This window comes from Streptosporangium sp. NPDC049248 (assembly GCF_040678965.1).
In the GTDB taxonomy this organism is placed as follows: Bacteria; Actinomycetota; Actinomycetes; order Streptosporangiales; family Streptosporangiaceae; genus Streptosporangium; species Streptosporangium fukuiense.
Genome location: NZ_JBFAQY010000014.1, coordinates 138,178 through 163,507 on the forward strand (window position 1 = coordinate 138,178; position 25,330 = coordinate 163,507).

Below are 25,330 nucleotides of genomic sequence, written 5' to 3' on the forward strand. Positions count from 1 at the left end.
GCACTTGGCCCCACTTGTGATGGTTTTGTCGAGGACTCGTGGGCCTCTGCGGCATGACGGGTCGCGACTGCTCACGGCGTAGTTCCAGTGCGACTGCCGAGGAGAGTCCGGGAGGAGCTGACCGAGGGGCCAAGCCGCCCCGGTGTTGCGCTCCGCTATGGGGAGAGAGCGAAGACCAGGCGAAGAGCCTTGCTGACCTTGTCCAGCTCATAGCGAGAGAGGCGCCCGGCGAAGTCTCCAAGGCGGATCGGGTCGATCGCCACGGTCTGTTCGACCATTACCCGGGTCGTGGTGCCGTCGAGTTCTATCTCCGGGCGGAACTGGGTGGTGACGGGCGCGGGCACCGGAGCGACCTCGGCCACCCTCGGTCAGTGGATCCAGTCCCACGGTGAGAGCTGCCGGGTCGCGGTGGCGGATCCCGAGAATTCGGCCTATTTCCCGGGATGGACCCTCGACTTGCCCGACTACGGCACCGGGATGCCGTCGCGGATCGAGGGCATCGGACGGCCACGCGTCGAGCCCGGCTTCCGGCCCGACCTCGTGGACCTGGTCGTCCCCGTGCCCGACGCGGCCAGTGTGGCGGCGGCCCGGCACGTCCGCGAGGTCACCGGGCTGCCGGTTGGCGCCTCGTCGGGCACCGCGTTGTGGGCGGCGCTGGAACTGGTCGACCGCATGCGGGCCAGGGGCGAGAACGGACAGCGGCGACTGGCCGACTCGGCCGGTCGATTCGTCGGCTCTCAGGCATCGGCAGCAGAAGGCGCGGGCGAACTCGGCTTGGGATTGACCATCGGGCAGCGGACGCAGGCTTCGCTGACCAGGAGCGTCTGGCTGGGCTTCGGTCAGAACTCGTCGTCGAGCCGGCGGCATAACTAAGAATCCGCCTGAAGGTCCGAAGTCCGTACAGGCCCTAGAGGCGCCTGGCCTCACGCTCTGCGGCGCGGGCCTCGCGGTCGCGACCGAGGTGCCTGAGCTGCTTGCCGAGCCAGGTCAGCGCGTCCGCGAGGCCGGCGCGATGAGCGCCGGGGTCGGAGGCGGCCAGCGGGCGCAGCAGGTTGATGGCTTCCTCGGCCGCGGTCACGGCCTCGCGGTGGCGCCGGAGGTGCCCCAACCCGACGCCGAGGTTGTAGAGGCTGCGTGCGTGTCCGTCGGGCGATTCGACGTGCCGGTGGTAGAGAGCGACGGCCTCGTTCAGGGGGACCAGGGCATCCTCGAACCGGCTGAGCGCCAGGAGGAGCCAGCCGAGGTTGTTCAGGGACGAGGCGAGCTGCGGCAGGCGCCTGGCATCGGATGTCGCCAGGGCGCGGTGGATGTGCACGGCACGGTCGAGAGGGCCGAGGGCTTCGCCGTATCGGCCGAGCTTCGTCAGCACGAGAGCGAGGTTGTGCAGCGGAGATGCCGTCGCGGCGGCGGCCGATTCTCCGTTCAGGACGTCGATCGCTTGCTGGAAGAGAACGAGGGCGTCGTCGAGGCGTCCCGCCCTCATCAGCCGCATGCCCTCCTCGTTCTGCTCGTGCAGGCGGACGAGCAAGTCCCGGCTCGGCGTGCTCGCCGCTCTGTGACCGGGGTTGCGGCGGAAGCCGGTCGCGGTCACGGAGTAGCCGTGCTCGTTCAGCAGCTCGTCGAGGAATGCGATGAAGTCCGGCTGCGTCGCCGCTATGCGGCGGTGGTAGCGGGCGGCCATCTGCTGGTACGGCTGCGCCTCGCCGTCGCGGCCCATTTCGTGCAACTGGTGGATGAGGGCGACCAGCCCGGTCCAGTGGTCGATGGCGTGCTCCGTCCTCCCCGTTTCGATGAGCGGCCGACGCAAGTCCATTGCCTCGTTGAGGGCGTCGAGCGCCTCGTCATGGCGACCCATCTCGCCCAGCTTGATGCCGATGAATTCCAGTGACGAGACCAGTTCCGGGCCGGCCGAGGTGAGATGGCGACACAACTCGACGGCTTCTCGCATGGGAACGAGAGCGCGGTGGTGATGGCCGAGCTCGGCCAACTGGTTGCCGAGGTTGATCAGCGACGAGGCGAAGGCCGAGGCGTATTCGCCGGGCTTCCTTCTGGTCAGGTCACGGTAGAGGTCGACGGCCTCCTGGGCGACCGGCACCGCGTCCTCCCGACGAGCCGACAGGCCGAGGAGAAGGGCATGGGCGTCCAACGCGCTTGCCAGGCCGGGAGAGTGGCGGTCGTGATCGGCCTCGACGAGCCGCCGGTAGAGGCGCACCTGCTGCTCCGCCTCGGCTAGCGCTCGCGCTAACCCCTCGTGCGGGTGTGACACTCGCTGACACCACCTCTCCGAACCAGCCGACCACCAGAGCAACACCCGGCCGTCGCGGAGGAAGCCGCCGCTTGCTGCCCGAACATCTTCACCACCGTGATGCCTTCGACAAGGACCTCCGCTCCCGAAGCTGTCCCAGCCCCAAAGCAGCTGGGTGAGTGATCACGATTACGGTTCGTGATCGTTACGGGTGGGTGAATGGGGCTGGTTGGTCGGGGCTTCTGCTTGATCGTGTTCGTGTTGGAGACGGTCGTCAATTCAGCCTCCAAATCAGCCGTCCGGAGCGTCGCTTGTCGGCCGGTGTCAGGTTTCCCAGGCCGCCGAGGGGTCCCTTGGCGGGGATGTCGGGAAATCTTCTAATCCCGACCCCCTCGGGCACCCAGGCTGAAGCCGACGGATCGGCTACCTGGCGGCTGGAGTCACGTTCGGGAGCGGAGAGGGCCGAGTCGGATCGCTCATCTTGCTGTTGTAAAGGCTGGGAGCGAGCGCGGTCAGCATGGCTGCGGCCCAGAGCATCCATGATCGTCGGAACACGAGAAGGAAGACTAAAGGAACGGCCGAAAGCGAGAAAGGCCCTTGTCCACCGGCCGGGAAACGGCCGACGTCGGCCGCGAGCACGGAGAAGGGAAGCCGCATGCCTGACCTGCGACGCCCTGTCGTTCGAGCCGTTCACCCCGATCTCCTATCTCGACCGGGCGGCCACTCGCCTTCACCTTCGCAAGACGAACGACCAGGACGATAGACCTTCAGAATCCTCGAAGTCTCATCAACGTTCGCAGAAGCCGGAGCGCCGGCCGATAGACCCAGGTCCTGGGGTCGGAGAGGTCATAGAAGCCCAGCGCTAAGAGGCCTAAATGGTTTGCCCGCGGACGGCGCGCATTGGGATGCTCGGCCTAGCCAGACCGGAGAGGAAACCGCAGAATGGCCGTCACCGCATCCAGCAGGCCCTCCGAGTCCGAGCCGGAAGTCCGTACGGCGGCCGGTGTCCTCCGCGGCGGCCGGGAGGCGGGCCTGGCGGTCTTCCGCGGCATCCCGTTCGCCGAGCCGCCGGTCGGCGCCCTCCGGTTCGCCGCGCCTCAGCCGGTGCGCAGCTGGGACGGCGTGCGCCCGGCGGTCGCGTACGGCCCGTCGCCCCCGCAGTCCGGCGTGCTCGGGGTGTCTCAGGACACCGCCGGCGACGACTGGTTGACGGTCAACGTCTGGACGCCGGAACCGGATCCGGCGGCGGGGCTCCCGGTGATGGTGTGGATCCCCGGCGGCGGTTACGCCTTGGGCGACTCCAGCCTCCCGGAATACGACGCCGGGCACCTGGCCGGGAGCGGAACCGTGGTCGTGACCCTCAACTACCGTCTCGGTATTGAGGGTTTCGCGCAGATCGGTGGAGCCCCGGCCAACCGGGGACTGCTCGACCAGGTCGCGGCCTTGCAGTGGGTGCGGGACAACATCCGGATGTTCGGCGGCGACCCGGGCCGGGTCACGGTCTTCGGCCAGTCGGCGGGCAGCGGATCGGTCGCCGCGTTGCTGGCCATGCCGCGCGCCGCCGGGCTCTTTCGCCGGGCGGTCGCGCAGAGCGTGCCGGGGACGTTCTTCTCCCCCGAGCTGGCCGCCGACATCGCCGCCGCCTGCGCCGCCGAGTTGGGGGTACGGCCCACGGTGTCCGGCCTGTCGGCGGTGGCCCCGGCCCGGCTGCCCGCCGCGGGCGACGCGGTCTTCGCCAAGATGGTCCAGTGGCGAGAGCGCTGGGGGCAGATCACACACCGGCCGATCCCGTTCGCACCGGTTGTCGACGGTGACGTCCTGCCGGCGCCCCCTTGGCAGGCGCTGGCTGCCGGCGCCGCCCGGGACGTCGGACTTCTCGTCGGGCACACTCGTGACGAGCACCGGTTGTTCAGCCTGATCGACGGCGTGCTCGGCCAGGTCACGCACGAGCAGACCGAGACCGCTCTGCACATGCTCGCCCCCGGCCCGGACGGCGCACGCCGGTACCGGGAGGCATTCCCGGCCGCGGCCGATGAGGAGCTGTACGAGCTGGTCAACGCGGACTGGTTGTTCCGCATGCCGAGTCTCCACCTTGCCGACGCGCAGATCGCCGGCGGCGGCCAGGCCCACCTCTACGAACTGACCTGGTCCGCCCCGGGATTGGGTGGTGCCCTCGGCGCCTGCCACGGCCTGGACGTACCGCTCGTCTTCGGCAACCTGAGCAGCGGACAGCCCGCCATGTTGATCGGTGACCCGCCCTTCCCGGTGGCGGAGGGGCTGTCCGCGCAGATCCGCGGGGCGTGGACGGCGTTCGCCGCTCACGGCGACCCGGGCTGGCCCGCGTACGACGCCGGCCACCGCCTCGCACAGCTCTTCGACACGCCGTCGATGGTCACCGCCTACCCGGAAGAGACCTCGCGGCTGCTGTGGCAGGACCACACCTTCCCGGCGCTCCCGCTGCTCGCGCGGTAAAGAGGCGGCCGCTGCGCGAGGGTCTGCTCACCGGCGCCGTGGCCGGCGATCTCGGCGGCCAGGAACGCATGCGTGCCGCATCTGAAACTTGGGTCTTACCGGAAAGATTCTTTACTATTAAGCTCCCGGCGTGGACCTAGAGGTGCGTCACCTACGAGCAATCTGTGCGATCGCCGATTCGGGCAGCATTTCCAAGGCGGCCGTCGCACTCAAGATGTCGCAGCCCGCGCTCGCCACGCAGTTGCGGCGCATCGAGCGGATGTTCGGCGGGCCGTTGTTCGAGCGAGGCCGGGAGGGGGCGCGGCCCACCGATCTCGGCGCATGGGTGCTGATCAGGGCACGGTCGCTGCTGCCGGCGTTCGACGAGTTACGGCGGGACGGCATGCGCTATGCCGAGCAGCCCCCGGAGAAGATCAGGATTCGCCTGGGCTGCATGTCCAGCCATCTAGCGATAAACGTCATCGGGTGCCTTGGTGAACTGCTGGACGGTGCCGACATCATCGTCCGTACCGAGGAGGCGATGGACCTGCTGCCCGGACTCCTGGAGTCCGGGCGCCTGGAGCTCGCCACCCTCGGCGACTATCCGGGACACGAGCTCCTCCCGCCTCCGGGAGTGGTCTACGCGGGCGTGGCCGTCGAGCCGATCTTCGTCGGGGTGGCCGCCTCCCACCTGCTCGCCCGGCAGGAGGAGATCGAGCTGCGTGATCTCGCCGGTGAGGACTGGGTCATGCACGCACTGGTCGAGGCCGGGCACCGCGAACACTTCTGGTCCGCCTGCGCCCGGCAGGGCTTCACCCCGAAGGTCGCCTACTCCGCCGACCTCAGCCTTGCCGTCGACCTCATTTCCTCGGCCCGGTGTGTCGGCATGTTCCAGGCGACCAGCAAGGGCCACCCGGGAATCGCCATCCGGCCACTCGCCGGGACCCCGCTGCGCTTCCGGCACATGATCGGGTGGACCGAGCAAGGACCGGTCGCCCGGTACGGGCACGAACTGGTCCAGGCCGTCACCAGAACCTACTGGGCCGAGGTGCGGCGCGCCCCCGTCTACACGTCATGGCTGAGGCGCCACGTGCCGCTTTCTACACCTGTTTAGCCGTCTATATCGCGAAGTTATGCAATTTCGTAGGGTACTCGTCCCGCACTCACGGTGTCAGCTTTGGTCCAGCCCAAAACGCCAGGGCTCCTTGCATCCCTCCACCCCCCCAAGGGACACCGAGAGGAGTCACCCCGAGTGAATCCCAAGGTCAAACTGGGCGCGGTCGCCGTACTGGCCGCCGTCGCCATGACCACGACCTCGGTGGTGAGCGCCGCCGGCGCCGCCACAGCCCCCGCGGGCATCGCCGCCCGCACCATGTCCGCAGATCCGCCGGCGTTCGCGCCGCCGGATCCAGAATCCCGCAGGCGCGCGGTCTCCAGCGCCGGCGGCGCCCTCGCCGCCAGGTCCGAGGCCCTGTTCAAGACGGCGCAGGACGAGTTCACGCTCACGAACACCATCGTGGGAACCCGCGGCCTGCAGTACCTGACCTACTCCCGTACCCACCGCGGGCTGCCCGTCTACGGCGGTGACGTGATCGTCACCACCGACAGGACGGGCCAGGAGGTCGGGTCCGTGGCCTCGGGCCAGCGAGCCGAGATCAAGGTGGAGGTCAGGAGCAGGGTCGACGCCGCCACCGCGGCCGTCACCGCCCGCGGCGAGCTGCCCACCGTGGAGAGTGTGAGCACCCCCCGGCTGGTCGTGCACGCGGCCGGCAGGCAGCCCAGGCTGGCGTGGGAGGTGGTCGTCACCGGCGCCACCAAGGAGGCCCCGAGCGTCCTGCACGTCTTCGTGGACGCCCTCGACGGGTCGATCGTGGACTCCTACGACGACGTCCGCGCCGGCACCGGAAACGGTTTCTACAACGGCAGCCCGCTGGCCATCCAGACCTCGGGCTCCGCCAGCTCGTACTCGATGACCGACGCCACCCGTCCCGGCCTGCGCTGCGGCGGCCAGAACGGGTCGGCCTACACCGGGACCGACGACGCCTGGGGCAACGGCCAGGGCACCAGCCTGGAGACCGCCTGCGTCGACGCCATGTACGCGGCGCAGAAGGAATGGGACATGCTGCGCGACTGGCTGGGCCGCAACGGGTTCACCGGCTCCGGCGGCGCGTTCCCGGCCCGCGTCGGCCTGAACGAGGTCAACGCCTACTGGAACGGGTCCTACACCAACTTCGGCCACAACCAGGCCAACAACCAGCAGGCCACCCCGATGGACGTGGTCGGTCACGAGTACGGCCACGCGATCTTCCAGTTCTCCGGCTCCGGCGGGGCGGGCAGCGGCAACGAGGCCGGCGGGCTGAACGAGTCGACCGGCGACATCTTCGGCGCGCTGACCGAGCACTTCGCCGCCAACGCCGCCGACCCGCCGGACTACCTGGTCGGCGAGGAGGTCAACCTGGTCGGCCAGGGTCCGATTCGCAACATGTACAACCCCGGTGCGCTCGGCGATCCCAACTGCTACAGCTCCTCGATCCCCAACACCGAGGTGCACGCGGCGGCCGGACCGCAGAACCACTGGTTCTACCTGCTCGCCGAGGGCACCAACCCGCCCGGCAAGCCCGCCAGCACCGTCTGCTCCGGACCGGCCGGCCTGACCGGCATCGGCATCCAGAAGGCCGGTCAGATCTTCATGGGCGGCCTGAACAGCAAGACCGTTCCGTGGACGCACGCCAAGGCGCGCCTGACCACCGTGGCCGCGGCCAAGCAGCTCTTCCCGAACAGCTGCGTCGAGGTCAACGCGACCAAGGCCGCGTGGGCCGCCGTCAACGTCCCGGCGCAGAGCGGCGAGGCGACCTGCACGGTGAACCCGCCCGGCAACGACTTCTCGGTCTCCCTCAGCCCGACCTCGGGCAGTGTGCAGGCCGGCCGGTCCACCACCGCCACCGTGGGGACCACGGTGACCGGCGGCAGCGCCCAGTCCATCACGCTGCGGGCCTCCGGCCTGCCCTCCGGCGCGACCGCGTCCTTCAGCCCGGCCACCATCACGGCGGGCCAGACCTCGACGCTGACGCTGGCCACCTCGGGGAGCACGCCCAGCGGCACCTCCTCGGTGACGGTCACCGCCGACGGCGCCGACGTGGACCGGACGGCGGGTTACTCCCTGACCGTCACCGGCGGCAACCCGCCCGACCCGACCGGCCCGGACATCCCGGTGGCCAACGTGACGGCGCACCTGAACCAGTTGCAGTCCATCGCCTCCGGCAACGGCGGCAACCGGGCCTCGGCCACCTCCGGCTACACCGCCTCGCTGAACTACATCAAGGGCAGACTCGACGCGGCCGGCTACAGCACGACGGTGCAGAACTTCACCTACAACGGCCAGACCCATGCCAACCTGATCGCCAACTGGCCCGCCGGTCCCACCGGCCCGACGGTCATGCTGGGCAGCCACCTGGACAGCGTCACGGCCGGTCCCGGTATCAACGACAACGGTTCGGGCTCGGCGACCCTGCTGGAGGTCGCGCTGACGCTGGCCGACCGCAACCCCACGCTGACCAAGCACGTCCGCTTCGCCTGGTGGGGCGCCGAGGAGCTCGGTCTGCGCGGCTCGACCCACTACGTCCAGAACGGCGGCGCGAGCGGGGTCGACACCTACCTCAACTTCGACATGACCGCCTCACCGAACCCGGGCTACTTCGTCTACGACGACGACCCGGCCATCGAGAAGATCTTCAAGGACTACTACGCCACGCTCAACGTCCCGACCGAGATCGAGACCGAGGGTGACGGCCGCAGCGACCACGCCCCGTTCAAGAACGCGGGCGTCAGGGTGGGCGGCGTCTTCACCGGCGCTTCCAGCGTGAAGAGCTCGGCTCAGGCCGCCAAGTGGGGCGGCACCGCGGGCCAGGCCTTCGACCGCTGTTACCACTCCGCCTGCGACACCACCTCCAACATCAACGCCACCGCGCTGGACCGCAACGCGGACGGCGCCGCCAACGCCCTGTGGAAGCTCGCCGTGGGGGACACCCCTCCTCCGGCCAACGACTACTCGGTCTCGGTGAGCCCGTCCTCGGCCTCGGTCCAGCCCGGCCAGTCGGCAAGCGCGACGCTCAGCACCCAGGTGACCTCCGGTAACGCGCAGGCGGTCGCGCTGAGCGCCTCCGGCCTGCCCTCCGGCGCGACCGCGTCCTTCAGCCCGGCGAACATCAACTCCGGCCAGTCCTCCGCGGTCACGATCGCCACCTCGGCGAGCACCCCCGCGGGGACCTACACGATCAACCTCAACGCCGACGGCACGAGCGCCGACCGCTCGGCCACCTTCAGTCTCACCGTCGGCGGTGGACAGGGCGGCGGCACCTGGCAGACCTGGACCTCGTACGCGGTGGGGGACACCGTGACCTACGACGGCGTCGGCTACCGGTGCCTGCAGGGTCACATCTCACTGCCCGGCTGGGAACCGCCGAACGTTCCCGCCCTGTGGCAGCGGCTCTGATCTGACCGAGTACGGCGGGCGGTCGACGACCGCCCGCCGCACTCGGCTTCCGGCATTCGGCAGGACCAGGGGAGCGGGGTGCCGGCGTGGCAGGTCTCGGGTGCCCACCGAACCTCAGCCGGGAAGATCGTGAGGTTTCGCCGGGGCGCCGGGGCGCTCGGCCACGTCGATCGCGGCGGCTGCCAGGGCCAGCACGGGGAAGATCGCGTGTGGCGGCACCCGGTAGACCCCTCGCTCGGGCTGTTCGACCAGTCCGGCCGAGGTCAGCGTCTTGAGGTGGTGGTACAGCTGGCCGGGGGAGGAGAGAGCCAGTTCGGCCTGCAGGTCGGCGACCGGCTTGGGGCCGACGACCAGCGACTGCAGGATCTCGAAGCGCGCCGGGTGTCCGGCGGCGGCCAGTATGGCGGCCAGCGGCCCGGTCGGTTGCTGAAGCAACCAGCCGGGGCTGCGGGCTATCTCCCATAGCCACCGGTAGCCGCCGAGCCTGGCCTGGCCGCCGTAGGTGAACAGGCCGGTGTCGTCGTCGGCCGCCGGTGGCTCAGCAGCGTTGAGGGCGGCCTCAAGGGCGGCGACCCGCGCCTCGAGATCCTGAATCCGGTCGTTGTCGCTGGTCAGGGCTTCCTCACTTCAATGCTGTGCGAACTTTCGCGAAGAAGACGGAATCGGTCGCCATCCGCACGATGAACTGCTGGTGAGCATAGCTCTGCATTCCGGAGAGCCAGGTCGCCTCGGGCAGCCGCCGCAGTGCGAAGACGGTCTCGCGCGGCTTCTCACCTGGCCGGACGGTGTACATGGCCTCGCTGATCACGCCGGGCAGCGCGCCGCCCTTGGTGCCGATGAGGAGCGTGCGGGGGTCGGCGTCGGGCTGGCGCATCGGCCACTCCAGGTGCTTGCTCGCCGTCCTGTCCTTCCTGAGTCCGGCGAGCACTCCGCGCAGCACGCCAGGCTCGACGCGGGTCACGGTCTCGGCCCAGGTGGCCTGCTGGGCGAAGCCGGGGAGCGTGGGCCGAACCTGCTTGCCGGCCTTGACGTAGTTCTTCAGGCAGACGTCGGCGGGCAGCGTGCAGCCGCCGAAGGCGCGCAGTATCTCGCCGTTGACGGTCCCGACGCGAGTTTTCGCGATCTTGCGTAGCGCGCCGGGGCCGAGGCGGTCGCGCAGCAGGTCGGCGGCGGCGTTGTCGCTCTCCTCGATCATGGCGGAGACGAGCTGGTCGAGTGTGACGCTCGCACCGGGCCTGAGTCGTTCGAGCGCCGCTTCGTGGGCGCCGCCATCGGTGCCGGGCAGGTGGTAGGCGTTCCACAGGGCCACGGGGACGTGTTCGCCCGGCTTCACCTTCCCCTCGCGGACGGCGTCGGCGTAGGCGGCGAGATGGATGATCTTGATGCTCGACGCCACGGGGGCGAGGCGATCGGCGTTGTGGCTGATGCCCTGGGTCACCAGCGCGACGTCGTCGGGGTGGGCCTGGATGTAGGCGAGTACGGCCTCGGTGTCCTTGAGGTCGGCGGGGGCGGCGACGGTCATCGGGGCCGCCAGCACTGTGGTCAGGAGCATGCTGAGGATGGATGGCATGCCTCAAGTTAACCATAAATTCGAAATTTCGGAATATCGGAATTGACGGACGGTGTCCTTTGGCTCACGTCCGGTTTCCGCCGGAACCACCCTGTGGTCCGCTGCCTCGGTACAGCGGGAAGAGCGTCGCTCGGGTTGATTTCGTCCAGCATGCGGCAGTCGACGGCGAAGTCCTCTTCGTTCGGCGCCGACAGGTCGATGACGACACGGTCGAACGACCGAGGCGCCTCGATTACCGCTCTGAACCGCATCCCGCCTGAGGCTCGGCTCGGTCGGCCGCCAGGATCGCTTCGAGGTCGTCCGCGCCGGCCAGCGACTCGGACAGCCGTTCCCTTGCCGAGGCGTCCAGGGGCATCTCGCGGACGCGCGCCAACAGCTCGCCCGCTCGCTCCCGATCGGAGAGGGCCACGGCTATCTCGGCACGGTAGAGGAGTGCTTCGACGAGGTCCATGCTAGGCGGGTCCTGCGCTCGGGCCAGGGCGCCGTCGAGGATCTTGGCGGCCTGCCGGTGATCGCCGTGGGAGTCGCCCATGACGACGGCGTTCCGCAGTGCCGTGGCGAGTCTGCCGGTCGGGGGTTCCTGCTGGATCGCGTCCTTGGACGAGGGGAAGATCCGGATCCAGTTCCCTCCCGGATCGACGATCGTGAACCCGGCGAGGTTGTCGGCGTTCTTCCGTTTCCTGGGCCTGGTCATCCGGGGGATCCCGGAGATCAGGAGCTTGCCGTACGCGGATCGCATGCCCTCGGCGAAGGCGCGGAAGAGGACTCCGGTGTCGGGGACGGTGATGATGCAGGTGCCGTAGGAGTCCTCCGGGTTGAAGCCCGGCATGGCGAAGAAGTGCAGGTGGATGTCCTCCCGCCGTAGGGCGAGGTACGGGTTCGGGCGAACCTGGTGGTAGGTCCTGGTGAACCCCAACGCGGTGTAGAACTCTTCGATCTCGTCGATCGATCGGCAGGGCAGTGCGGGCACGGTCGTCTCGTTGGCCATGTCGCTCCTCTGGGGGATCAGTAGTCAAATTTTACTACTGCAAGATCCGAGCGTACCGGCGAATGGACGGCGACGCTTTCCGAATTGCCGGGTACCCGCGCGGGGACACCTCCGGCGAACGCGGGTCCGTGACCGGAGGCGTCGCTCACCCGAGCCAGGGGCGGGCCGGTCCGCGCGAGACCTAACGGCACCGAAAACGGCCGCTCAGGAGGCGTGCGCGCCTTTTTCCAGGCGTTCGATCAGGTCGCGGGTCCACTCGGCGCCGCTACCGGAGAAGTGCGTCCAGAGTCGCATGATCTCGGTGATCGGCTCCCCGTCCTGGGAGCCGGCGCTGTCGGGTGTCCAGTGGCGAGCGACCTCCGCCCGCCAGCCCTCAAGGGCCGCCATCCGCTCCTTCAGCAGCGCGATCACCTCTTGGCGGGGCAGGCAGGTGAGGAAACCCACCCCGGCCGTCAGCTCATCGATTCTCTGGTCATGTCTGGCCAGGGCCGTGCGCAGCAGGCTCAGGAACTCCGCGTCACCTTCGCCGGTGAGTTCGTACTCCGTTCGCGGCGGTCCGCCCGCGGTGCTCGGCGCGACCTCGTGGGCGCGCAGCAGTCCCTGCTTGGCCAGCTGCCTGAGCGCGTGGTAGATCGAGCCGGGTTTGGCCGTGGACCACTCGTGCGCTCCCCAGCTCTCCAGATCGCTGCGCACCTGGTAACCGTGCGCCCGGCCGCGTTCACGGATGGCCCCGAGTACCAGCAGCCGGATGGCCGACACCTCTGCTCCCACCTCCGAACGATCGGCAACCAGACCTTACCGGCCTCCTGCGGCCGTAAGGACGGCGTCCGCCTCGTACGTGGAGGGTGTCGAGGATACTGAGGCGTACCGCGAGCACGTCCCCCGTCATGTTCAGCGTTTCCCGGCCGAAGGATCGCCCCGCCGCCATCGCAGGAGAGAGGACTCTCTCGCCCTTGGCGGCGGCTCGGATGCGATCAGGGTGAGTTCCAGAAGGTGACGAACCGGCGGTGACGCGAGCGGCCGGGGCGAATCCCGGCCGCTCGCGTCGGTATGACCGGGTACCGGTCAGACCCTGCCCGAATGCGGCCGGAACCGCGGGCCGCCGATCGGTTCGTACCAGCCGGCGATCTTGTCGCCCGGCGGGGCCACCGCGTCGATCGCGTCCAGATCCTCGGCGGTCCAATCGATCGCCACGGACTCCGCGCACGAGTCGAGGTCGGCCAGCCGCTCCGGCCCGCACAGCACACTCGTCACGCCGGGCCGCCGTAAGACCCAGGAGAAGGCCAGCTGGGCCATGGTCACGTCATGACGGGCCGCGATCGCCCGCAGCACGTCGAGCACGTCGAACACGGCCTCGCTGAACCGGTCACCGGCGAAGCCGGCGAGCACGCCGCCCGCGCCGTACCGGCTGCCCGCGGGCGGCGGCTCGCCGCGCCGGTACTGGCCGGTGAGCACCCCTCCGCCCAGCGGCGCCCACGGGTTCACCGCGAGCCCGAACGTCGCGGCCATCGGGAGCAGCTCACGCTCGACCCGCCGGTCGAGGATGTTGTACGGCGGGGTCTCGGCCACGATCCGGTTGAGGCCGAACTCCTTGGCCACCCACAGTGACTCGACGACCTCCCACGCGGCGGAGGTGCTCACCCCCAGGTAGCGGACCTTGCCCGCGCGCACCAGGTCGTCCAGGGCGCGCAACGGCTCGTCGACCGGTACGTCGGGGTCGAACCGGTGCAGGGTGAACACGTCGACATGGTCGGTCCGCAGCCGCCGCAGGCTCGCCTCGCACTGGCGGATCAGGTGCCTGCGGCTCACCCCCCGCCCGTTGGGATCCTCGGTGTCGACCGGCATGTACGCCTTGGTGTTGATCACTACTCGATCGCGCTTGGACGGCTTCGCCAGGGCGGCCCCGACGACGGACTCGCTGCGCCCGGGGGCCCCGCCGTAGTTGTTCGCCGTGTCGAAGAAGTTGACGCCGAGGTCGAGCGCCTTGTCGATGATCCGGACCGACTCGGCCTCGTCGGCCCGGTCACCGAACATCCAGCACCCCAGGCCCAGGGCGCTCACCCGCACGCCGGTCCGCCCGAACGGCCGGTACTCCATCGTGGTCACTCCTTCAGTCCAGTCCCGCGACCGCGCGCACGGCGTCGGCCAGCGGGACGAACGGTTCGGCGCCCGGCGGGGCGCCGAGGAACATCCGGTTGTGGGTGATGACGACGGCCAGCCCGGTCGCGAGGTCGGCCCATCCCATCGATCCGCCCACCCCGGCGTGGGCGAGCACCTGGGTCGAACGGCCGAGCAGCGGGTCGGCCGGGGGAGACTCCCCGCCCAGCCAGTAGCCGCCGGTGCCGATCCAGGTGGTTCCCTGGTAGACCTCGTCGAACTCGTCGGCGTTCGGCCGCGGCGACGTCAGGGCGAGCAGGCGGTCGGCCGCGATGTACCGGCGACCGGCGATCTCGCCGCGGTTCGCCAGCATGCTGAAGAACCGCGCGCCGGCGCGGGCCGACATCACCGCGCCGGCCGCCGGGATCGACGACGACCGGAACCGGGGATCGTTCCAGCGGTCGGCGTCGGGGCGGATCTCCGGCGGCATCGACAGCAGCGGCACCCCGGTCATCGGCGCGCGCTTCGGCGGGTTGGGCCCCCAGGTCAGCCGCGCGACCCGGTGCTCGTGCTCCGCCGGGAGCACGTCCCAGACATCGTCGGCGCCGATCGGCAGGCACAGCTCCTCGCGGAGGAACCGGTCGTAGGGACGGTGGCTCGGGTCGGTGCGGCGGATGACCTCACCGAGGATGTACCCGAAGCTGATCGAGTGGTACATGGAGCGTTCACCCGGCGGGTGCAGCGGTTCGACGTCCGCGAGCCAGGTGGTGATCGCGTCATGGTCTGCGAGTCCGCCGGCGTCCAGGCCGGGCGGCATGTGCGGAACGCCGGCGCAGTGCGTGAGCACGTGGCCGACGGTGATGCCCTGCTTGCCGCGCCTGCCGTACTCCGGCCAGTACGTCGCGATCGGCTGCTCCATGTCCACGAGCCCTCGTTCGCACTGCAGCTGGATCGCCGTGGCGACGAGCGCCTTGCTCACCGAGAACACGGGGAACAAGGTGTCACCGTCGACCGCCCGGCCGTCCCGCGGGTCGGCGACGCCGGTCCACGCGTCGACGATGAGCTCGTCACCGAGGTAGGCGGCGACCTGCACACCGACCTCGCCCAGCTCGACGGCGCGGGCGAGCGCGGCCTCGATCCGATCGTCGGACCTCATTGCTCGACTTCCTCTCTCTCGCGCGTGGGTTCGGTCTCCTGCGACTCGGTCTCGTCGCCGAGGTAGGCCGCGATGACCCGCGGGTCACGGCGTACCTCGGCAGGCGTCCCGTCGGCGATGACCCGCCCGCGCTCCATCACGATCAGCCGGTCGCACACCCGCATCACCAGCTCCATGTCGTGCTCGACCACCAGCACACCCATGCCGCGCTCGTCGGCGAGCCGCCGGAGCAGGGTGCCGAGTTCGGCCGACTCGGTCGAGCTCAACCCGGCCGCCGGCTCGTCGAGACAGAGGACGGACGGTTCGGCGGCCACCGCACGGGCGATGCCGACCAGCCGGCGCCGGCCGTACGGCAGCTCGGTCGGCAGCCGGTCGAGGTCGGGGCCGAGTTCGAACAGCTCGACGGCGGCGAGTGCTCCGGCGGTGAAGGCCGTTGGGCGCGGCCAGACCAGGTCGGTCAGGTACACGCTGCTCGACCGCGCGTCGGCCGACGCCTTGAGGTTGTCGGCCACCGTCATGTCGTCGAACAGCTCAAGGCTCTGGAACGACCGCCCGATGCCCTCGTGCACCCGGCGGTACATGCGCATCGACCCGATCGGCCTGCCGTCGAGCGTGACCGTGCCCGACTTCGGGTTGGTCGCACCGGTGATCGCGTCGATCAACGTCGTCTTGCCCGCGCCGTTCGGCCCGATGAGCCCGACGACCTCACCGGGGCCGACGCGCAGCGAGACGTCGTCGACCGCGACCACGCCGCCGAAGGCCACCGTCAGTCCTTCGCCCTCAAGCACCCGCTCGGGAACGCGACCGGCCGGGCCGGTGCCCATGGCGGTGCTTATGACGGTGCCCGTGGAGGTGCCCGTGGAGGTGCCCGTGGTGGTGCCCGCCCGAGCCTGGCGGCGCCGAGGCCGCGGCAGGTGGATGTGCCGCCCGAGGCCCTCAGCGGCTCCGTCCGGACGTACCTGCAGATACCAGATGGACAGCACGCCTCCGACGAGGGCGATCCACAGCGGCATCGTCGCGCTGTCCGAATCGAGCAGCGTGGAGATGAAACCGCCGGGGTGCCCGAGCCCACCGAGCAACGGGCCGGCGATGTACCCGATACCGCCCAGCACGACGTAGGACAGCCCCAGGATCGAGTCGAAGGCCAGGAATCCCCGCTCGAACACCATGGTCGGCTGCCGGAACACCACCAGGATCCCGCCGAGCGCGGCGATCGCCGCGGACAGGGCGAACGCGTAGAGCCGGACCCGCCACGGGTTCAGCCCGACGGACTCGGCCGCCCGCTCGTTGGTGCGGACCGCGATCATGCGGCGCCCGACCCGGCCGCGCCGGACGTTCGCGACCACGAGGCCGGCGAGCACGAATGCGACCAGGCACACGACCGCCCATCGCTCGGGGTGGGCGAGTGAGTCGATGCGCCAGCCGAACAGCTCCAGCGGGTTCGGCAGGGGCGTGTAGGCGCCGGAGTACGCGGGGTTCTGCAGCAGCACCCCTTGGATCGCCACGGCGCAACCGAGCGTGGCCACCGCGAAGTTCACGCCGCGGGTGCGCAGCAGCGGCACACCGAGCACCGCGCCTACGACGAACGTCCCGACCAGGCTCAGCGGGATCGCCAGGAGGAACGGCATCCCGGTGCCGGTCAGCAGCAGGCCGGTGAGCACCGCGCCGATGCCGGCGAAACTGAACTGGCTGAGCGAGAGCTGCCCGGTGTACCCGGTGATGACGACGCTGGACAGCAGGATGATCCCGTACGTGCAGGTGATCGTCATGGCCGTGACGTACGGCAGCCCGAACACCGTCGTGAGCAGCACGATCGCGCCGCCGACGAGCGCGAGGAGGATGAGGGGACGGACCTGTCCGGCGCCGACCTTGGGCCGGCGTTCGACGATGGCCGAACGGATCCGGTCGCCCGCGCCGCGCCACACCATCACCAGCACGATCAGCAGGAACGGCACGGCGTCCGCCCAGCCGGGCGTGGCCACGTACCGGGTCACCTCGGCCTGGGTCACCCCGATCAGCAGGGCGCCGAGATACGTCAGCGGGAACGAGCGCAGGCCGCCGATCAACGCGGCGGCGAGTGCCGGCACGATCAGGTGGGTCAGGGTGACGATCTGCACGCCGACGATCGGAGCGAGCAGGACTCCGGCGATGCCGGCGAACACCGAGCCGATCACCCAGTTGGTGGTCGCGATCCTGACCGGGGAGATGCCCAGGGCCGCCGACGCGATCGGGTTCTCCGCCTGCGCCGAAGTGGCCAGCCCGAACCGGGTCCGGCCGTAGCAGACGGTGAGCAGGACGACGAGCGCGGTGGCGATGAGGAAGGTGATGATCCGGTTCTGGCCCAGGTGGATCCCGAACAACGACACCGGATCGGTGGGGAACATCGACTGGACGATGCGCTCGTCCGCGCCGTAGCGCAACGTCAGCCCCGACTGCACGACGACGAGCACGATCAGGGAGACGATGGTGCGGCTCAGCGCCGACGTGCGCGCCATGCGCTGGATCGCCAGCCGGTAGGTCAGGTATCCGCACAGCGCGGCGGCGAGCAGGGCGCCGGGCACCGCCAGCACGGGGGAGAGGCCCAGACCCGCGTTGAGTTCCCAGTAGGCGAACGCCGCCACGGTCCCTACGATGCCGTGGGAGAAGTTGATGATGCCGGAGCCGCGGTACGCGATCACGATGCCGAGGGCGGTCAGCGCCAGCAACGACCCCGAGGTCATTCCGACCAGCGCGAGCTGGATGGCGCCGTTCATGTGTCGCGGCCTCCGCTCGCGGCTGTCGGGTCGTCGGCCGCCGCGGAAAGGTAGCTGGCCTCGATCTCGGCCAGCCGCGAGCCCATCTCGGCCGCCGTACCCTCGATCACGATCTCTCCTCGTCGCAGTACACAGACGCGGTCGGCGACCTGAAGGGCGCGCTTGACCCGCTCCTCCACGATGAGCACGCCGACGCCTCGGTCGGCGGCGGCGCGCAGCCGGGTGAGCAGCCGCGCCACGATCAGCGGGGCGAGGCCGAGCGTCAGCTCGTCGGCGAGCAGCACCTTCGGTGAACCGGCCAGCGCCCGTGCCAGGGTGAGCATCTGCTGCTCGCCACCGGACATCAGCCCGACCTTGCGGTCCAGCAGCGGTTCCAGCTCGGGCATCAACGCCAGGCTCTCCTCGACGCTCCCTCTGCCGAGGCGGAGGTTCTCGCGGCAGGTGAGGCCCATGAACACCGAGCGGTCCTCGCAGATCAACGCCATGCCGGCGTCGGACCTGCGATGCGCCCCTTCCGGCGCGGGCCGGCCGTCGAGCAGGACCGAGCCGGAGATCGGGGGCAGGACTCCGGCCAGGGCCATCAGGGTCGTGGTCTTGCCTGCGCCGTTCGCACCCAGCAGTGCGACGATCTCGCCCGGACGCACCGCCAGCGACAGACCGTGCAGCACCGGGAGGTGACCGTAGCCGACCTCGAGGCGGACCGCCTCGAGGATCGGCTCGGCTTTCGGCCGGGGGTCGGACGTCACCCGGTCTTCGGCCTGGATCACCCGTTTTCCTTGAGGGCGTCCAGCACGCTGAACGGCTCGGCCGCGGCGCTGTAGGTGCCGTTCTTGACCGTGTACGTGACGACGTTGGTGTTGAGGATGCGCTCGAAGTCCTTGATGCCCAGCGGTGAGGTGAGATTGAGGGCCGGTCCGACTCCCGTCTCCACGGAGTCGAGCTTGCCCAGCGCCTCCTGCACCGACGCGGCGTCGATCGTTCCCTGGACGGATTCGGCCGCCGCCTTCACCGCCGCCACCGCCGACCACACGACCACACCGGCCGACGTCGGCTTCGCGTCCGGTTTGTACTTCGTCATCGCGTCACGGAAGGCGACCATGCCGGCTTCGTCGCTGTTCACAGGCAGGAACGAGTCGGACAGCAGCACGTCCTCGGCGGCCTTGCCCACCTGGTCGATCAACGCCTGAGTGAGCGAGGCGGCGGCGAGCCCGACCTTCACGCCCGGCGCACCGGAGCCCAGGGCGGCGATCGCCTTGCCGGCCTCGCCCGGCGGGAGCGCGAGCACCACGCAGTCGGCGCCGTTCGACACGACCTGGGCGACCGGGGGCCCGTAGTCGGCGTTCGTGGTCGGCACCGCGATCTTCGCGTTCAGGTTCATGCCCAGCGACTTCAACCCGGCGTCGGCGAAGTCGGCCGAGGCGATCGAGGACGGCAGCGACTGCGTGATCGCGTCGACCTTCTTGCAGCCGTAGGTCTTGACCAGCCCGATCGCGGCCCCGCTGAACGAGACCGGTGTGCCGCCGGGGATCGGCCAGGAGATCTCACTGGCGAACTCAAGCGGGTTGATCGGGTGGCTGAGCAGCGGGATGCCGGCCTGTTCGAGCACCGGGACCATGCCGCTGCCACCGACCGACAGGCCGCCGATCACGGCGATCGCGCCCTGGCCGACCGCGTCCTGGGCGCACTTCGCGCTCACGTTCGGGTCTGCCTGGTCGTTGCAGACCGTCAACTCGACCTTGCGGCCGGCTATGCCGCCGGCGTCGTTCACCGCCGACACGGCGGCCTCGATCGCCGCCGCCTGGTCCGGGAACCCGACCGACGGCGCGGACACCGTCAGGATGCCGACGAGCTTGAGCGAGGCCGCCTCCGACGCGGTGGCGGAGGCGGCGGGCGCCCCGTCGTCCGGGGTGGCCGAGCACGCTGCGGTCAGTGCCAGTGTCGACGCCACTGCGGCGACGGTGGTGAGCCGTCGGGTCCGGTCGGCACGGTATGTTCTGTTCGTCATGGCAATGCCCCATTGGCTCGTTACGGTGTTGGTTCCCCGACGCGGTAGGGGGAGCGTCGTCGGACTCAGTTACCTGCGGCATTACCGGCGGCACCTCAGGGCCTCGATAACAGATCCCGCGTCCGGAGCCCGGATACGCGATGGCCGGGTAATGCCGCCCGGCACGCCGTGCGCACCCGGCTGACACCGCGTCCGTACGGTCGGCGGCATGGCCGGGGCATTCCTCGCGACCATGGCGCTCACGCCGGCACCGTGCGCGGTCAACGCGCCCGCGGCCCGGCCGATCCGCTCTTCGCGTCCGAGGAGATCTCGAGCCGGTGCCGCTCCGGTTCGGCCAGTGCCGGAGGTCTCCACCGGGGCGGTTCGATCAGGTCAGCGGCCCGGATCGTCCCCCACCGTCACCTCGCGCCGTGGGTCGGCCTCCCACGCCGAGAAGGAGCCCACGAACAACCCGGCCGGGATGCCGAGGCCGGCCAGCACCGCCACCTCGTGCGCGGCCCAGACCCCGCCGCCGCAGTAGACCCCGACCGGCGCGGTCCCGTCGGCGCCCAGGCCGGCGAACCGCCGGCGCAGGGTGTCCTCGCCGGCGAGCAGTCCCGTGGCGGTCAGGTTGCCGTGCGTCGGCGCGGAGATCGCCCCGGGGATGTGCCCGGTGCGCGGCCGCCTCGGCTCGGCCGGCTCGCCCCGGTAGACCTCGGGGGCCCGCGCGTCGAGCAGTCTGCCCGCCGCCGCGTACTCGGCCGCTCCGTCCGCGTCGAGTACCGGCAGGTGGCCGGCGCTGAGGGTGACGGTCCCGGGGGGCGGCGCCGGCTCGACCGTGCTCACCTCGTGTCCGCGCCCGGCCCAGGCGCTGAGACCGCCGTCGAGCAGGCGGACGTCGGCCACCCCCGCCCACCGCAGCACCCACCACGCACGGCCGGCCTTCGTGCCGAAGGCGCTGTCGTACACCACGACGGCATCGCCGTCGTTGACGCCCCACTCCCGCGCCCGGGACTGCAACCGTGCGATGTCCGGCAGGGGGCGTCTGCCGGCGAGGCCGCCCGGCTCGCTCTGCAGATCCGCCGCCACGTCGACGAAGACCGCGCCGGGAATGTGTCCCGCCGCGTACTCGGGCCGCCCGTCCGGCCCGTCGTTCGCCAACCGGATGTCAAGGACGATCGGCGGCCGGTCGCCGGTGAGCAGCCTCGCCAGCTCGTCGGCCGACACGAACACCTCGCCGCGCGGCGACCGGCTCGGGGTCGGGGGGTGCCGTTCGGTTGTCATGACGGTGCGATCCCTTACTTCGATACTGTCCATGCGCCGCGGCGAGCACACCCGCCGATCACAACGGCGCGGTGAAGGCTCCGCGGTACGCGTACCCGGGGTGCCTGCGGTTCAGGTGCGGGCCTTCGACGAACAGCTTCTCCCGGAGGGTGCCGGGGCTGTACTCGGTCTGCGCGAGGCCACGCGACCGCAGTTCCGGAATGACGTGGTCGACGAAGTCGTGGTACGTCCCGGGAATCAGGTAGTTCATGACGTTGACGCCGTCGATGCCGGCATCCTGCCACTGCTCCAGCCGGTCGGCCACCTGTTCGGGCGTGCCGACGATCGTGGTCTCCCGGGCGACACCTTGTAGGTACTGGCGCTTGGTGATGACACCGTTCCGGTACTTCTTCGCCTCGGCGATGATCTTGCCGATGCCGCCCTGCGCGTTCGAGTAGTCGATCGGACCGTCCATGTCCAGCTTGGAGAGGTCGATGCCGATGTTTCCGCCGACCTCGGCGGCCAGGGCCTCATGGTTCATGAGGTCCTCGTACTGCTCCCACTTCTCCTTGGCCTCGCGCTCGGTGCTTCCCACGACGAAGGTGAGCGCCGCCAGGATCTTGATGTCCTCGGGCCGCCGGCCGTGCCTCGCGGCGCCCTGTCGCAGGCCGGAGATGACGTTTCCGGCTCCCTCCAGGCTGTTGAGCAGGAGGGCGCCCTCGGCGAACCTCGTGGCGAAGTCGATCCCCCGGGGCGAGGAGCCCGCCTGGAACAGGGTCGGCACGCGCTGAGGTGACGGGTGCACGATGAGCGGGCCCTCGACCCTGTAGTGCCGTCCCTCGTGGTTGATCCGGTGCACCTTGCCGGGGTCGGCGTAGATCCTCCGCGCCGAGTCCCGGACGACGGCCCCCTCCTCCCAGCTGCCTTCCAGGAGCTTCAGCACCGCGTCGACGTGCTCTTCGGCCCATTCGTACCGTTCATCGTGGTTGACGATGGTGTCGGCGCCGTAGTTCCTGTGGGCGTTCTCGGTCGAGCTGGTGACGATGTTCCAGCCCACCCGGCCCTCCGAGAAGTGGTCGAGCGTCGCGATGCGCCGGGCCAGCGAGTAGGGGTGGTCCTGGATGACCGAGGCGGTGAGGATCAGTCCCAGGTTCTGCGTCTCGGGCACCAACGTCGAGGCGAGGATGAGCGAGTCCAGCATCGGGAAGCGGTTGCCGTCCCGCACGAACACGTCCCAGTTGCCCCCGTACGGAGCGTAGAGCCCGAGCACGTCGCCGATGAACAGCCCGTCGAAGCGGCCTTCCTCCAGCTTTTTCGCCAGTCTGATCCAGGTGTCCAGCCGGTCGAAGTCGGCCAGTTCGTTGCCCGGCAGGTCGTGCGGCCACAGGCCGGGCTTGACATGCCCTGGCGACGGGCACACGAACGCGTTGAAGATGAGGCGTTTCCTCGCCACTTCGGGGTCTCCCTGTCGATGGTGATGTTGGGGAATCTCGCGGACTACGCGACACCCAGGAGTCTCAACAGCTCGTTTCTTTTCGCCGCGAAGTCCGGCGATGTTCTCTCTTGCGGTGCGGGCAGGCGCAGGATCTCGTCGAAGATCAGCTTTCCGCCGTCCAGGATGACGATCCTGTCGGAGAGCACCAGCGCCTCCTCCACGTCATGGGTCACCAGGAACGCGCTGAGGTGGTAGTTCTCCCGTACGTCGCCCAGCAGTCGCTGCATGCGGATGCGGGTGAGCGCGTCCAGGGCGCCGAAGGGCTCGTCGAGCAGCAGCAGCCGCGGTGTCCGGATCAGCACCCGGGCCAGCGCGACGCGCTGCGACTGCCCCCCGGACAGGGTCTTGGGCCAGGCGGCGGGGTCGATGGAATCCAGCCCGACCCTGGTCAGCAGTTCCCGCACCGTCGGGTCGTCCGGCCGGACACCGGAGCCCAGCACGATGTTGTCGGCGACGGAGAGCCACGGAAGCAGCCGCGCGTCCTGGAACATCACCCCGGCATCGGCTCGTAAGGTGACATTTCCGGATATCTCGGTGTCCAGACCGGCGATGATGCGCAACAGGGTGCTCTTCCCTGTCCCGCTCCTGCCCAGAATCGAGACGAACTCGCCAGGCGGTATCTCGATGTCCACGTTGTCGAGAATCTGGTTGTCGCCGAACGCCTTTGACACGCCTTTGACGTTGACGACCGGCCGCGCGGAGGCGCCGGTCACGCTATCTGTCGACATTCCTCACGCCTTCACCACAGCGTCGTTCCAGCGGAGTGCCCGACGTTCCAACGCCGCCACACCACGGTCGGCGAGCACGCCCAGGATTCCGTAGATCAGGATTCCGACGATGATGACGTCGAGCCGGTAGTAGGTTCGAGCCTCCGTCATGAGGTAACCCAGCCCGGAATCGGCGTTGACCTGTTCGGAGATCACCAGAATCACGAGCGCGAAGCCGCTCGAATACCGAAAGCCGACGAACCACGCGGGCAGTGCCGCGGGCAGGTGGATTCTCCTGAGCACCTGCCAGCGGGACAGCTTCAGCGTCGACGCCAGTTCCAGGTATTTCCTGTCCATGTTGGAAACGGCCGACATGACGTTGACATAGATCGGGAACATCGTCGCGATGGCGATCATCAAGATCTTCGAGAGTTCGCCGATACCGAACCACAGGATGAACAGTGGGACCAGGGCCAGGACCGGCAGGGCGCGCAACGCCTGCAGGGTCGGGTTCAACAGCGCGGAGCCCAGCAGGCTGGTCCCGCAGAACCAGCCGAGGGCCGATCCGATCGCGACCCCGAGAACGAGGCCGGTGACGGCCCGGAGCAGCGATATCAGCAGGGCGTCGGCGAGCCGGCCGTCGGAGATGAGGTCGACGAGGGCCTGGCCGACCCTGACCGGGGCCGGCAGGAAATCCTCGAGGAGGCCGAGCGAGGCCAGCAGCTGCCACAGTACCAGCGCCGATAACGGAATGACGATTCCGAGAATCGATTCATGACGCACGGTCGGCTTCTTTGCCGTGATGGTCACTTCTTTGGAACTTCTCTCTGGCGGATGCGCCGAAGGCAAGTCGTTCGTTTTCCGGTGAACGGGCTGCGAGCCGGGACCCGTGGTCTACTTGGCGGCCTGTTCACCGTTGGCGGAGATGACGGCCTCGTTCGCGATCTCGTCGAATGCGGTGGCCACGTCCGGTGCGTTCTTGATGATTCCCTGTTCCTGCAGCACCTTCGCCGTCTCGGTGTAGTCGCTCTTCACGGAGTCGTCGATGGGGATGAAGGTGAAGCTGTAGTTCTTCGCGAACTGGGTGGCGACGTCGAGAGGAAGGTCGATCTTCTCGGCCAGCACCTTGGCCCAGTTACCGGTGTCGGCCTTCTGCTTGTTGAGCCCGACGATGAATTTCTTGAGGAAGTCCTTGGTCGCGTCCGTCCTGTGCCGGTCGCCCTCGAAGAAGCCCTGGTTGGCGGCGAAGTAGATGTTGCCCGCCGTCGTCTCGGTGGCCGTCTGGATCAGGCGCGCTCCGTTGCCGATCTCGACCTGTGCGGAGTTCGGCTCCCAGGACGCCCACGCGTCCACATCGCCCCGGAGGAACGCCGCCTGCGCGTCGGGAGTCGACAGGAACGTCAGCTCGAAGTCGTCGGTGCCCAGTCCGAGGTTCTCGATCTCGCCGACGACGAACCTGTGGGCGGCCGACCCCCGGACGACGGCGATCCTCTTTCCCTTGAGCTCGCTCAGCGACTGGACGGCCGAGTTCCGAGGAACCAGGAGACGGAGCCAGTCGGGGTTCGGTTTCGCCACCGCGAAGATCTTGAATTTGGCGCCGTTCGCCTGCGAGGACACGATCGAGAGGTCGGATCCGAAGCCGAAGTCGATGGACTTGGCGCCCAACGCCTCGAAGACCGGCCCCGCGCCGTCGAAGCGGCTGAAGTCGACCCGGTACTCGGGCCGGTTCTGTCCTTCGTCCCATGCGATCTGGAAGAACTGGGTCGCGATGCCGACCTTGAGGGAGACGTCCTTCGGCGAGCCGCTGCCGTCCTTGTCCGACGAGCATCCGGTGAGAAGGCCTCCCGCGACGACCGCGGCGGTGAACGCCACGAGTGCTCGCCGGATGCTGGGATTCCTCTTTTTGCGCATGAGACTCTGTTTCTTCTGACCAAAGCGGAGCGTGATGTTCCTCTGTCGCCCACGTCGGCGGGACGAGCAGAAGGAACGCGGCGGGTCGGTCTCGGCTGCGTCGGCCGGGAGACGGCCGTTTCCGGGCAGCGCGAAACGACTCCATGGACACGGGCCGTTTGTGGCGGGATCTTCGGGCAACTGACATGTGAACCGCCCACATCGCCCGAGAGAATCGG

Annotated in this window: 19 protein-coding genes and 1 pseudogene; 4 read left to right on the forward strand and 16 right to left on the reverse strand. The window is 69.4% G+C overall.

Annotated elements, in window-relative coordinates; translation table 11 throughout:
* Nucleotides 1-155: 155 nt before the first annotated feature.
* A complete protein-coding gene (locus tag AB0K21_RS24875; protein ID WP_343965953.1) occupies nucleotides 156-278 on the reverse strand; it encodes a hypothetical protein in 123 nt (40 codons plus the stop codon).
* A 43-nt stretch (nucleotides 279-321) separates the two neighbouring features.
* Between AB0K21_RS24875 and AB0K21_RS24880 the strand changes: the two are divergent.
* Nucleotides 322-663: pseudogene (locus tag AB0K21_RS24880) on the forward strand (pyridoxal-phosphate dependent enzyme); the annotation flags it as partial.
* Nucleotides 664-907: 244 nt separating this feature from the next.
* Here the strand turns inward: AB0K21_RS24880 and AB0K21_RS24885 are convergent.
* The gene (locus AB0K21_RS24885) at nucleotides 908-2,212 is read right to left on the reverse strand and encodes a tetratricopeptide repeat protein (RefSeq protein WP_364153551.1); all 1,305 of its coding nucleotides are present in this window, start codon (nucleotides 2,210-2,212) and stop codon (nucleotides 908-910) included.
* A 975-nt stretch (nucleotides 2,213-3,187) separates the two neighbouring features.
* Between AB0K21_RS24885 and AB0K21_RS24890 the strand changes: the two genes are divergently transcribed.
* From AB0K21_RS24890 to AB0K21_RS24900, 3 genes are all read left to right on the forward strand, one after another.
* Nucleotides 3,188-4,717 (forward strand): carboxylesterase family protein, encoded by a 1,530-nt coding sequence (locus AB0K21_RS24890; RefSeq protein ID WP_364153554.1) that lies wholly within the window; start codon nucleotides 3,188-3,190, stop codon nucleotides 4,715-4,717.
* Nucleotides 4,718-4,847: 130 nt separating this feature from the next.
* Nucleotides 4,848-5,810, forward strand: a complete 963-nt coding sequence (locus AB0K21_RS24895) for a LysR family transcriptional regulator (RefSeq protein WP_343965947.1) — start codon at nucleotides 4,848-4,850, stop codon at nucleotides 5,808-5,810.
* Between the two features lie 138 nt (nucleotides 5,811-5,948).
* Nucleotides 5,949-9,188 (forward strand): M28 family peptidase, encoded by a 3,240-nt coding sequence (locus AB0K21_RS24900; RefSeq protein ID WP_364153559.1) that lies wholly within the window; start codon nucleotides 5,949-5,951, stop codon nucleotides 9,186-9,188.
* 114 nt (nucleotides 9,189-9,302) lie between these two features.
* Here AB0K21_RS24900 and AB0K21_RS24905 read toward each other — a convergent pair whose 3' ends face one another.
* The 14 genes from AB0K21_RS24905 to AB0K21_RS24970 all read right to left on the reverse strand — a co-directional run bounded on the left by AB0K21_RS24905 (nucleotide 9,303) and on the right by AB0K21_RS24970 (nucleotide 25,112).
* Nucleotides 9,303-9,623: a helix-turn-helix domain-containing protein gene (locus tag AB0K21_RS24905; RefSeq protein WP_343965942.1), complete on the reverse strand. Its 321-nt coding sequence runs from the start codon at nucleotides 9,621-9,623 to the stop codon at nucleotides 9,303-9,305.
* A 187-nt stretch (nucleotides 9,624-9,810) separates the two neighbouring features.
* Complete coding sequence (locus tag AB0K21_RS24910) at nucleotides 9,811-10,758, reverse strand: serine hydrolase (protein ID WP_364153562.1); 948 nt, start codon at nucleotides 10,756-10,758, stop codon at nucleotides 9,811-9,813.
* Between the two features lie 232 nt (nucleotides 10,759-10,990).
* On the reverse strand, nucleotides 10,991-11,746 hold the full coding sequence (locus AB0K21_RS24915) for a VOC family protein (RefSeq protein ID WP_343965938.1): 756 nt from the start codon (nucleotides 11,744-11,746) through the stop codon (nucleotides 10,991-10,993).
* A 204-nt stretch (nucleotides 11,747-11,950) separates the two neighbouring features.
* Nucleotides 11,951-12,505 (reverse strand): PadR family transcriptional regulator, encoded by a 555-nt coding sequence (locus tag AB0K21_RS24920; protein ID WP_364153670.1) that lies wholly within the window; start codon nucleotides 12,503-12,505, stop codon nucleotides 11,951-11,953.
* A 306-nt stretch (nucleotides 12,506-12,811) separates the two neighbouring features.
* Nucleotides 12,812-13,843, reverse strand: coding sequence for an aldo/keto reductase (locus AB0K21_RS24925; protein ID WP_364153673.1), 1,032 nt, complete (start codon nucleotides 13,841-13,843; stop codon nucleotides 12,812-12,814).
* A gap of 13 nt (nucleotides 13,844-13,856) precedes the next feature.
* Nucleotides 13,857-14,999, reverse strand: coding sequence for a serine hydrolase domain-containing protein (locus tag AB0K21_RS24930; RefSeq protein ID WP_364153566.1), 1,143 nt, complete (start codon nucleotides 14,997-14,999; stop codon nucleotides 13,857-13,859).
* Complete coding sequence (locus tag AB0K21_RS24935) at nucleotides 14,996-17,752, reverse strand: ATP-binding cassette domain-containing protein (protein WP_343965930.1); 2,757 nt, start codon at nucleotides 17,750-17,752, stop codon at nucleotides 14,996-14,998. Before AB0K21_RS24935 ends, AB0K21_RS24930 begins: the two co-directional genes overlap by 4 nt.
* Complete coding sequence (locus AB0K21_RS24940) at nucleotides 17,749-18,519, reverse strand: ATP-binding cassette domain-containing protein (protein WP_343965928.1); 771 nt, start codon at nucleotides 18,517-18,519, stop codon at nucleotides 17,749-17,751. The genes AB0K21_RS24935 and AB0K21_RS24940 overlap by 4 nt, the downstream gene beginning before the upstream one ends.
* Nucleotides 18,516-19,757: an ABC transporter substrate-binding protein gene (locus AB0K21_RS24945; protein WP_343965926.1), complete on the reverse strand. Its 1,242-nt coding sequence runs from the start codon at nucleotides 19,755-19,757 to the stop codon at nucleotides 18,516-18,518. Before AB0K21_RS24945 ends, AB0K21_RS24940 begins: the two co-directional genes overlap by 4 nt.
* A gap of 372 nt (nucleotides 19,758-20,129) precedes the next feature.
* The gene (locus AB0K21_RS24950) at nucleotides 20,130-21,020 is read right to left on the reverse strand and encodes a sulfurtransferase (protein WP_364153572.1); all 891 of its coding nucleotides are present in this window, start codon (nucleotides 21,018-21,020) and stop codon (nucleotides 20,130-20,132) included.
* A 58-nt stretch (nucleotides 21,021-21,078) separates the two neighbouring features.
* Entirely contained in the window at nucleotides 21,079-22,452 is a 1,374-nt protein-coding gene (locus AB0K21_RS24955) for an NtaA/DmoA family FMN-dependent monooxygenase (protein WP_364153575.1), read from the reverse strand.
* Nucleotides 22,453-22,496: 44 nt separating this feature from the next.
* Nucleotides 22,497-23,222 carry an ABC transporter ATP-binding protein gene (locus tag AB0K21_RS24960; RefSeq protein WP_364153578.1) on the reverse strand — a complete coding sequence of 242 codons (726 nt, stop codon included), beginning with the start codon at nucleotides 23,220-23,222 and terminating at the stop codon, nucleotides 22,497-22,499.
* A 3-nt stretch (nucleotides 23,223-23,225) separates the two neighbouring features.
* Complete coding sequence (locus AB0K21_RS24965) at nucleotides 23,226-24,050, reverse strand: ABC transporter permease (RefSeq protein ID WP_343969216.1); 825 nt, start codon at nucleotides 24,048-24,050, stop codon at nucleotides 23,226-23,228.
* A 45-nt stretch (nucleotides 24,051-24,095) separates the two neighbouring features.
* On the reverse strand, nucleotides 24,096-25,112 hold the full coding sequence (locus AB0K21_RS24970; RefSeq protein ID WP_343969213.1) for a PhnD/SsuA/transferrin family substrate-binding protein: 1,017 nt from the start codon (nucleotides 25,110-25,112) through the stop codon (nucleotides 24,096-24,098).
* Nucleotides 25,113-25,330: the final 218 nt, after the last annotated feature.

Coding starts and splice junctions, on each gene's coding strand:
- AB0K21_RS24875 (WP_343965953.1), bottom strand. CDS start 278: ATGGTCGAACAGACCGTGGCGATCGACCCGATCCGCCTTGGAGACTTC.
- AB0K21_RS24890 (WP_364153554.1), top strand. CDS start 3,188: ATGGCCGTCACCGCATCCAGCAGGCCCTCCGAGTCCGAGCCGGAAGTC.
- AB0K21_RS24910 (WP_364153562.1), bottom strand. CDS start 10,758: ATGCCATCCATCCTCAGCATGCTCCTGACCACAGTGCTGGCGGCCCCG.
- AB0K21_RS24915 (WP_343965938.1), bottom strand. CDS start 11,746: ATGGCCAACGAGACGACCGTGCCCGCACTGCCCTGCCGATCGATCGAC.
- AB0K21_RS24925 (WP_364153673.1), bottom strand. CDS start 13,843: ATGGAGTACCGGCCGTTCGGGCGGACCGGCGTGCGGGTGAGCGCCCTG.
- AB0K21_RS24930 (WP_364153566.1), bottom strand. CDS start 14,999: ATGAGGTCCGACGATCGGATCGAGGCCGCGCTCGCCCGCGCCGTCGAG.
- AB0K21_RS24935 (WP_343965930.1), bottom strand. CDS start 17,752: ATGAACGGCGCCATCCAGCTCGCGCTGGTCGGAATGACCTCGGGGTCG.
- AB0K21_RS24945 (WP_343965926.1), bottom strand. CDS start 19,757: ATGACGAACAGAACATACCGTGCCGACCGGACCCGACGGCTCACCACC.
- AB0K21_RS24950 (WP_364153572.1), bottom strand. CDS start 21,020: ATGACAACCGAACGGCACCCCCCGACCCCGAGCCGGTCGCCGCGCGGC.
- AB0K21_RS24960 (WP_364153578.1), bottom strand. CDS start 23,222: ATGTCGACAGATAGCGTGACCGGCGCCTCCGCGCGGCCGGTCGTCAAC.
- AB0K21_RS24970 (WP_343969213.1), bottom strand. CDS start 25,112: ATGCGCAAAAAGAGGAATCCCAGCATCCGGCGAGCACTCGTGGCGTTC.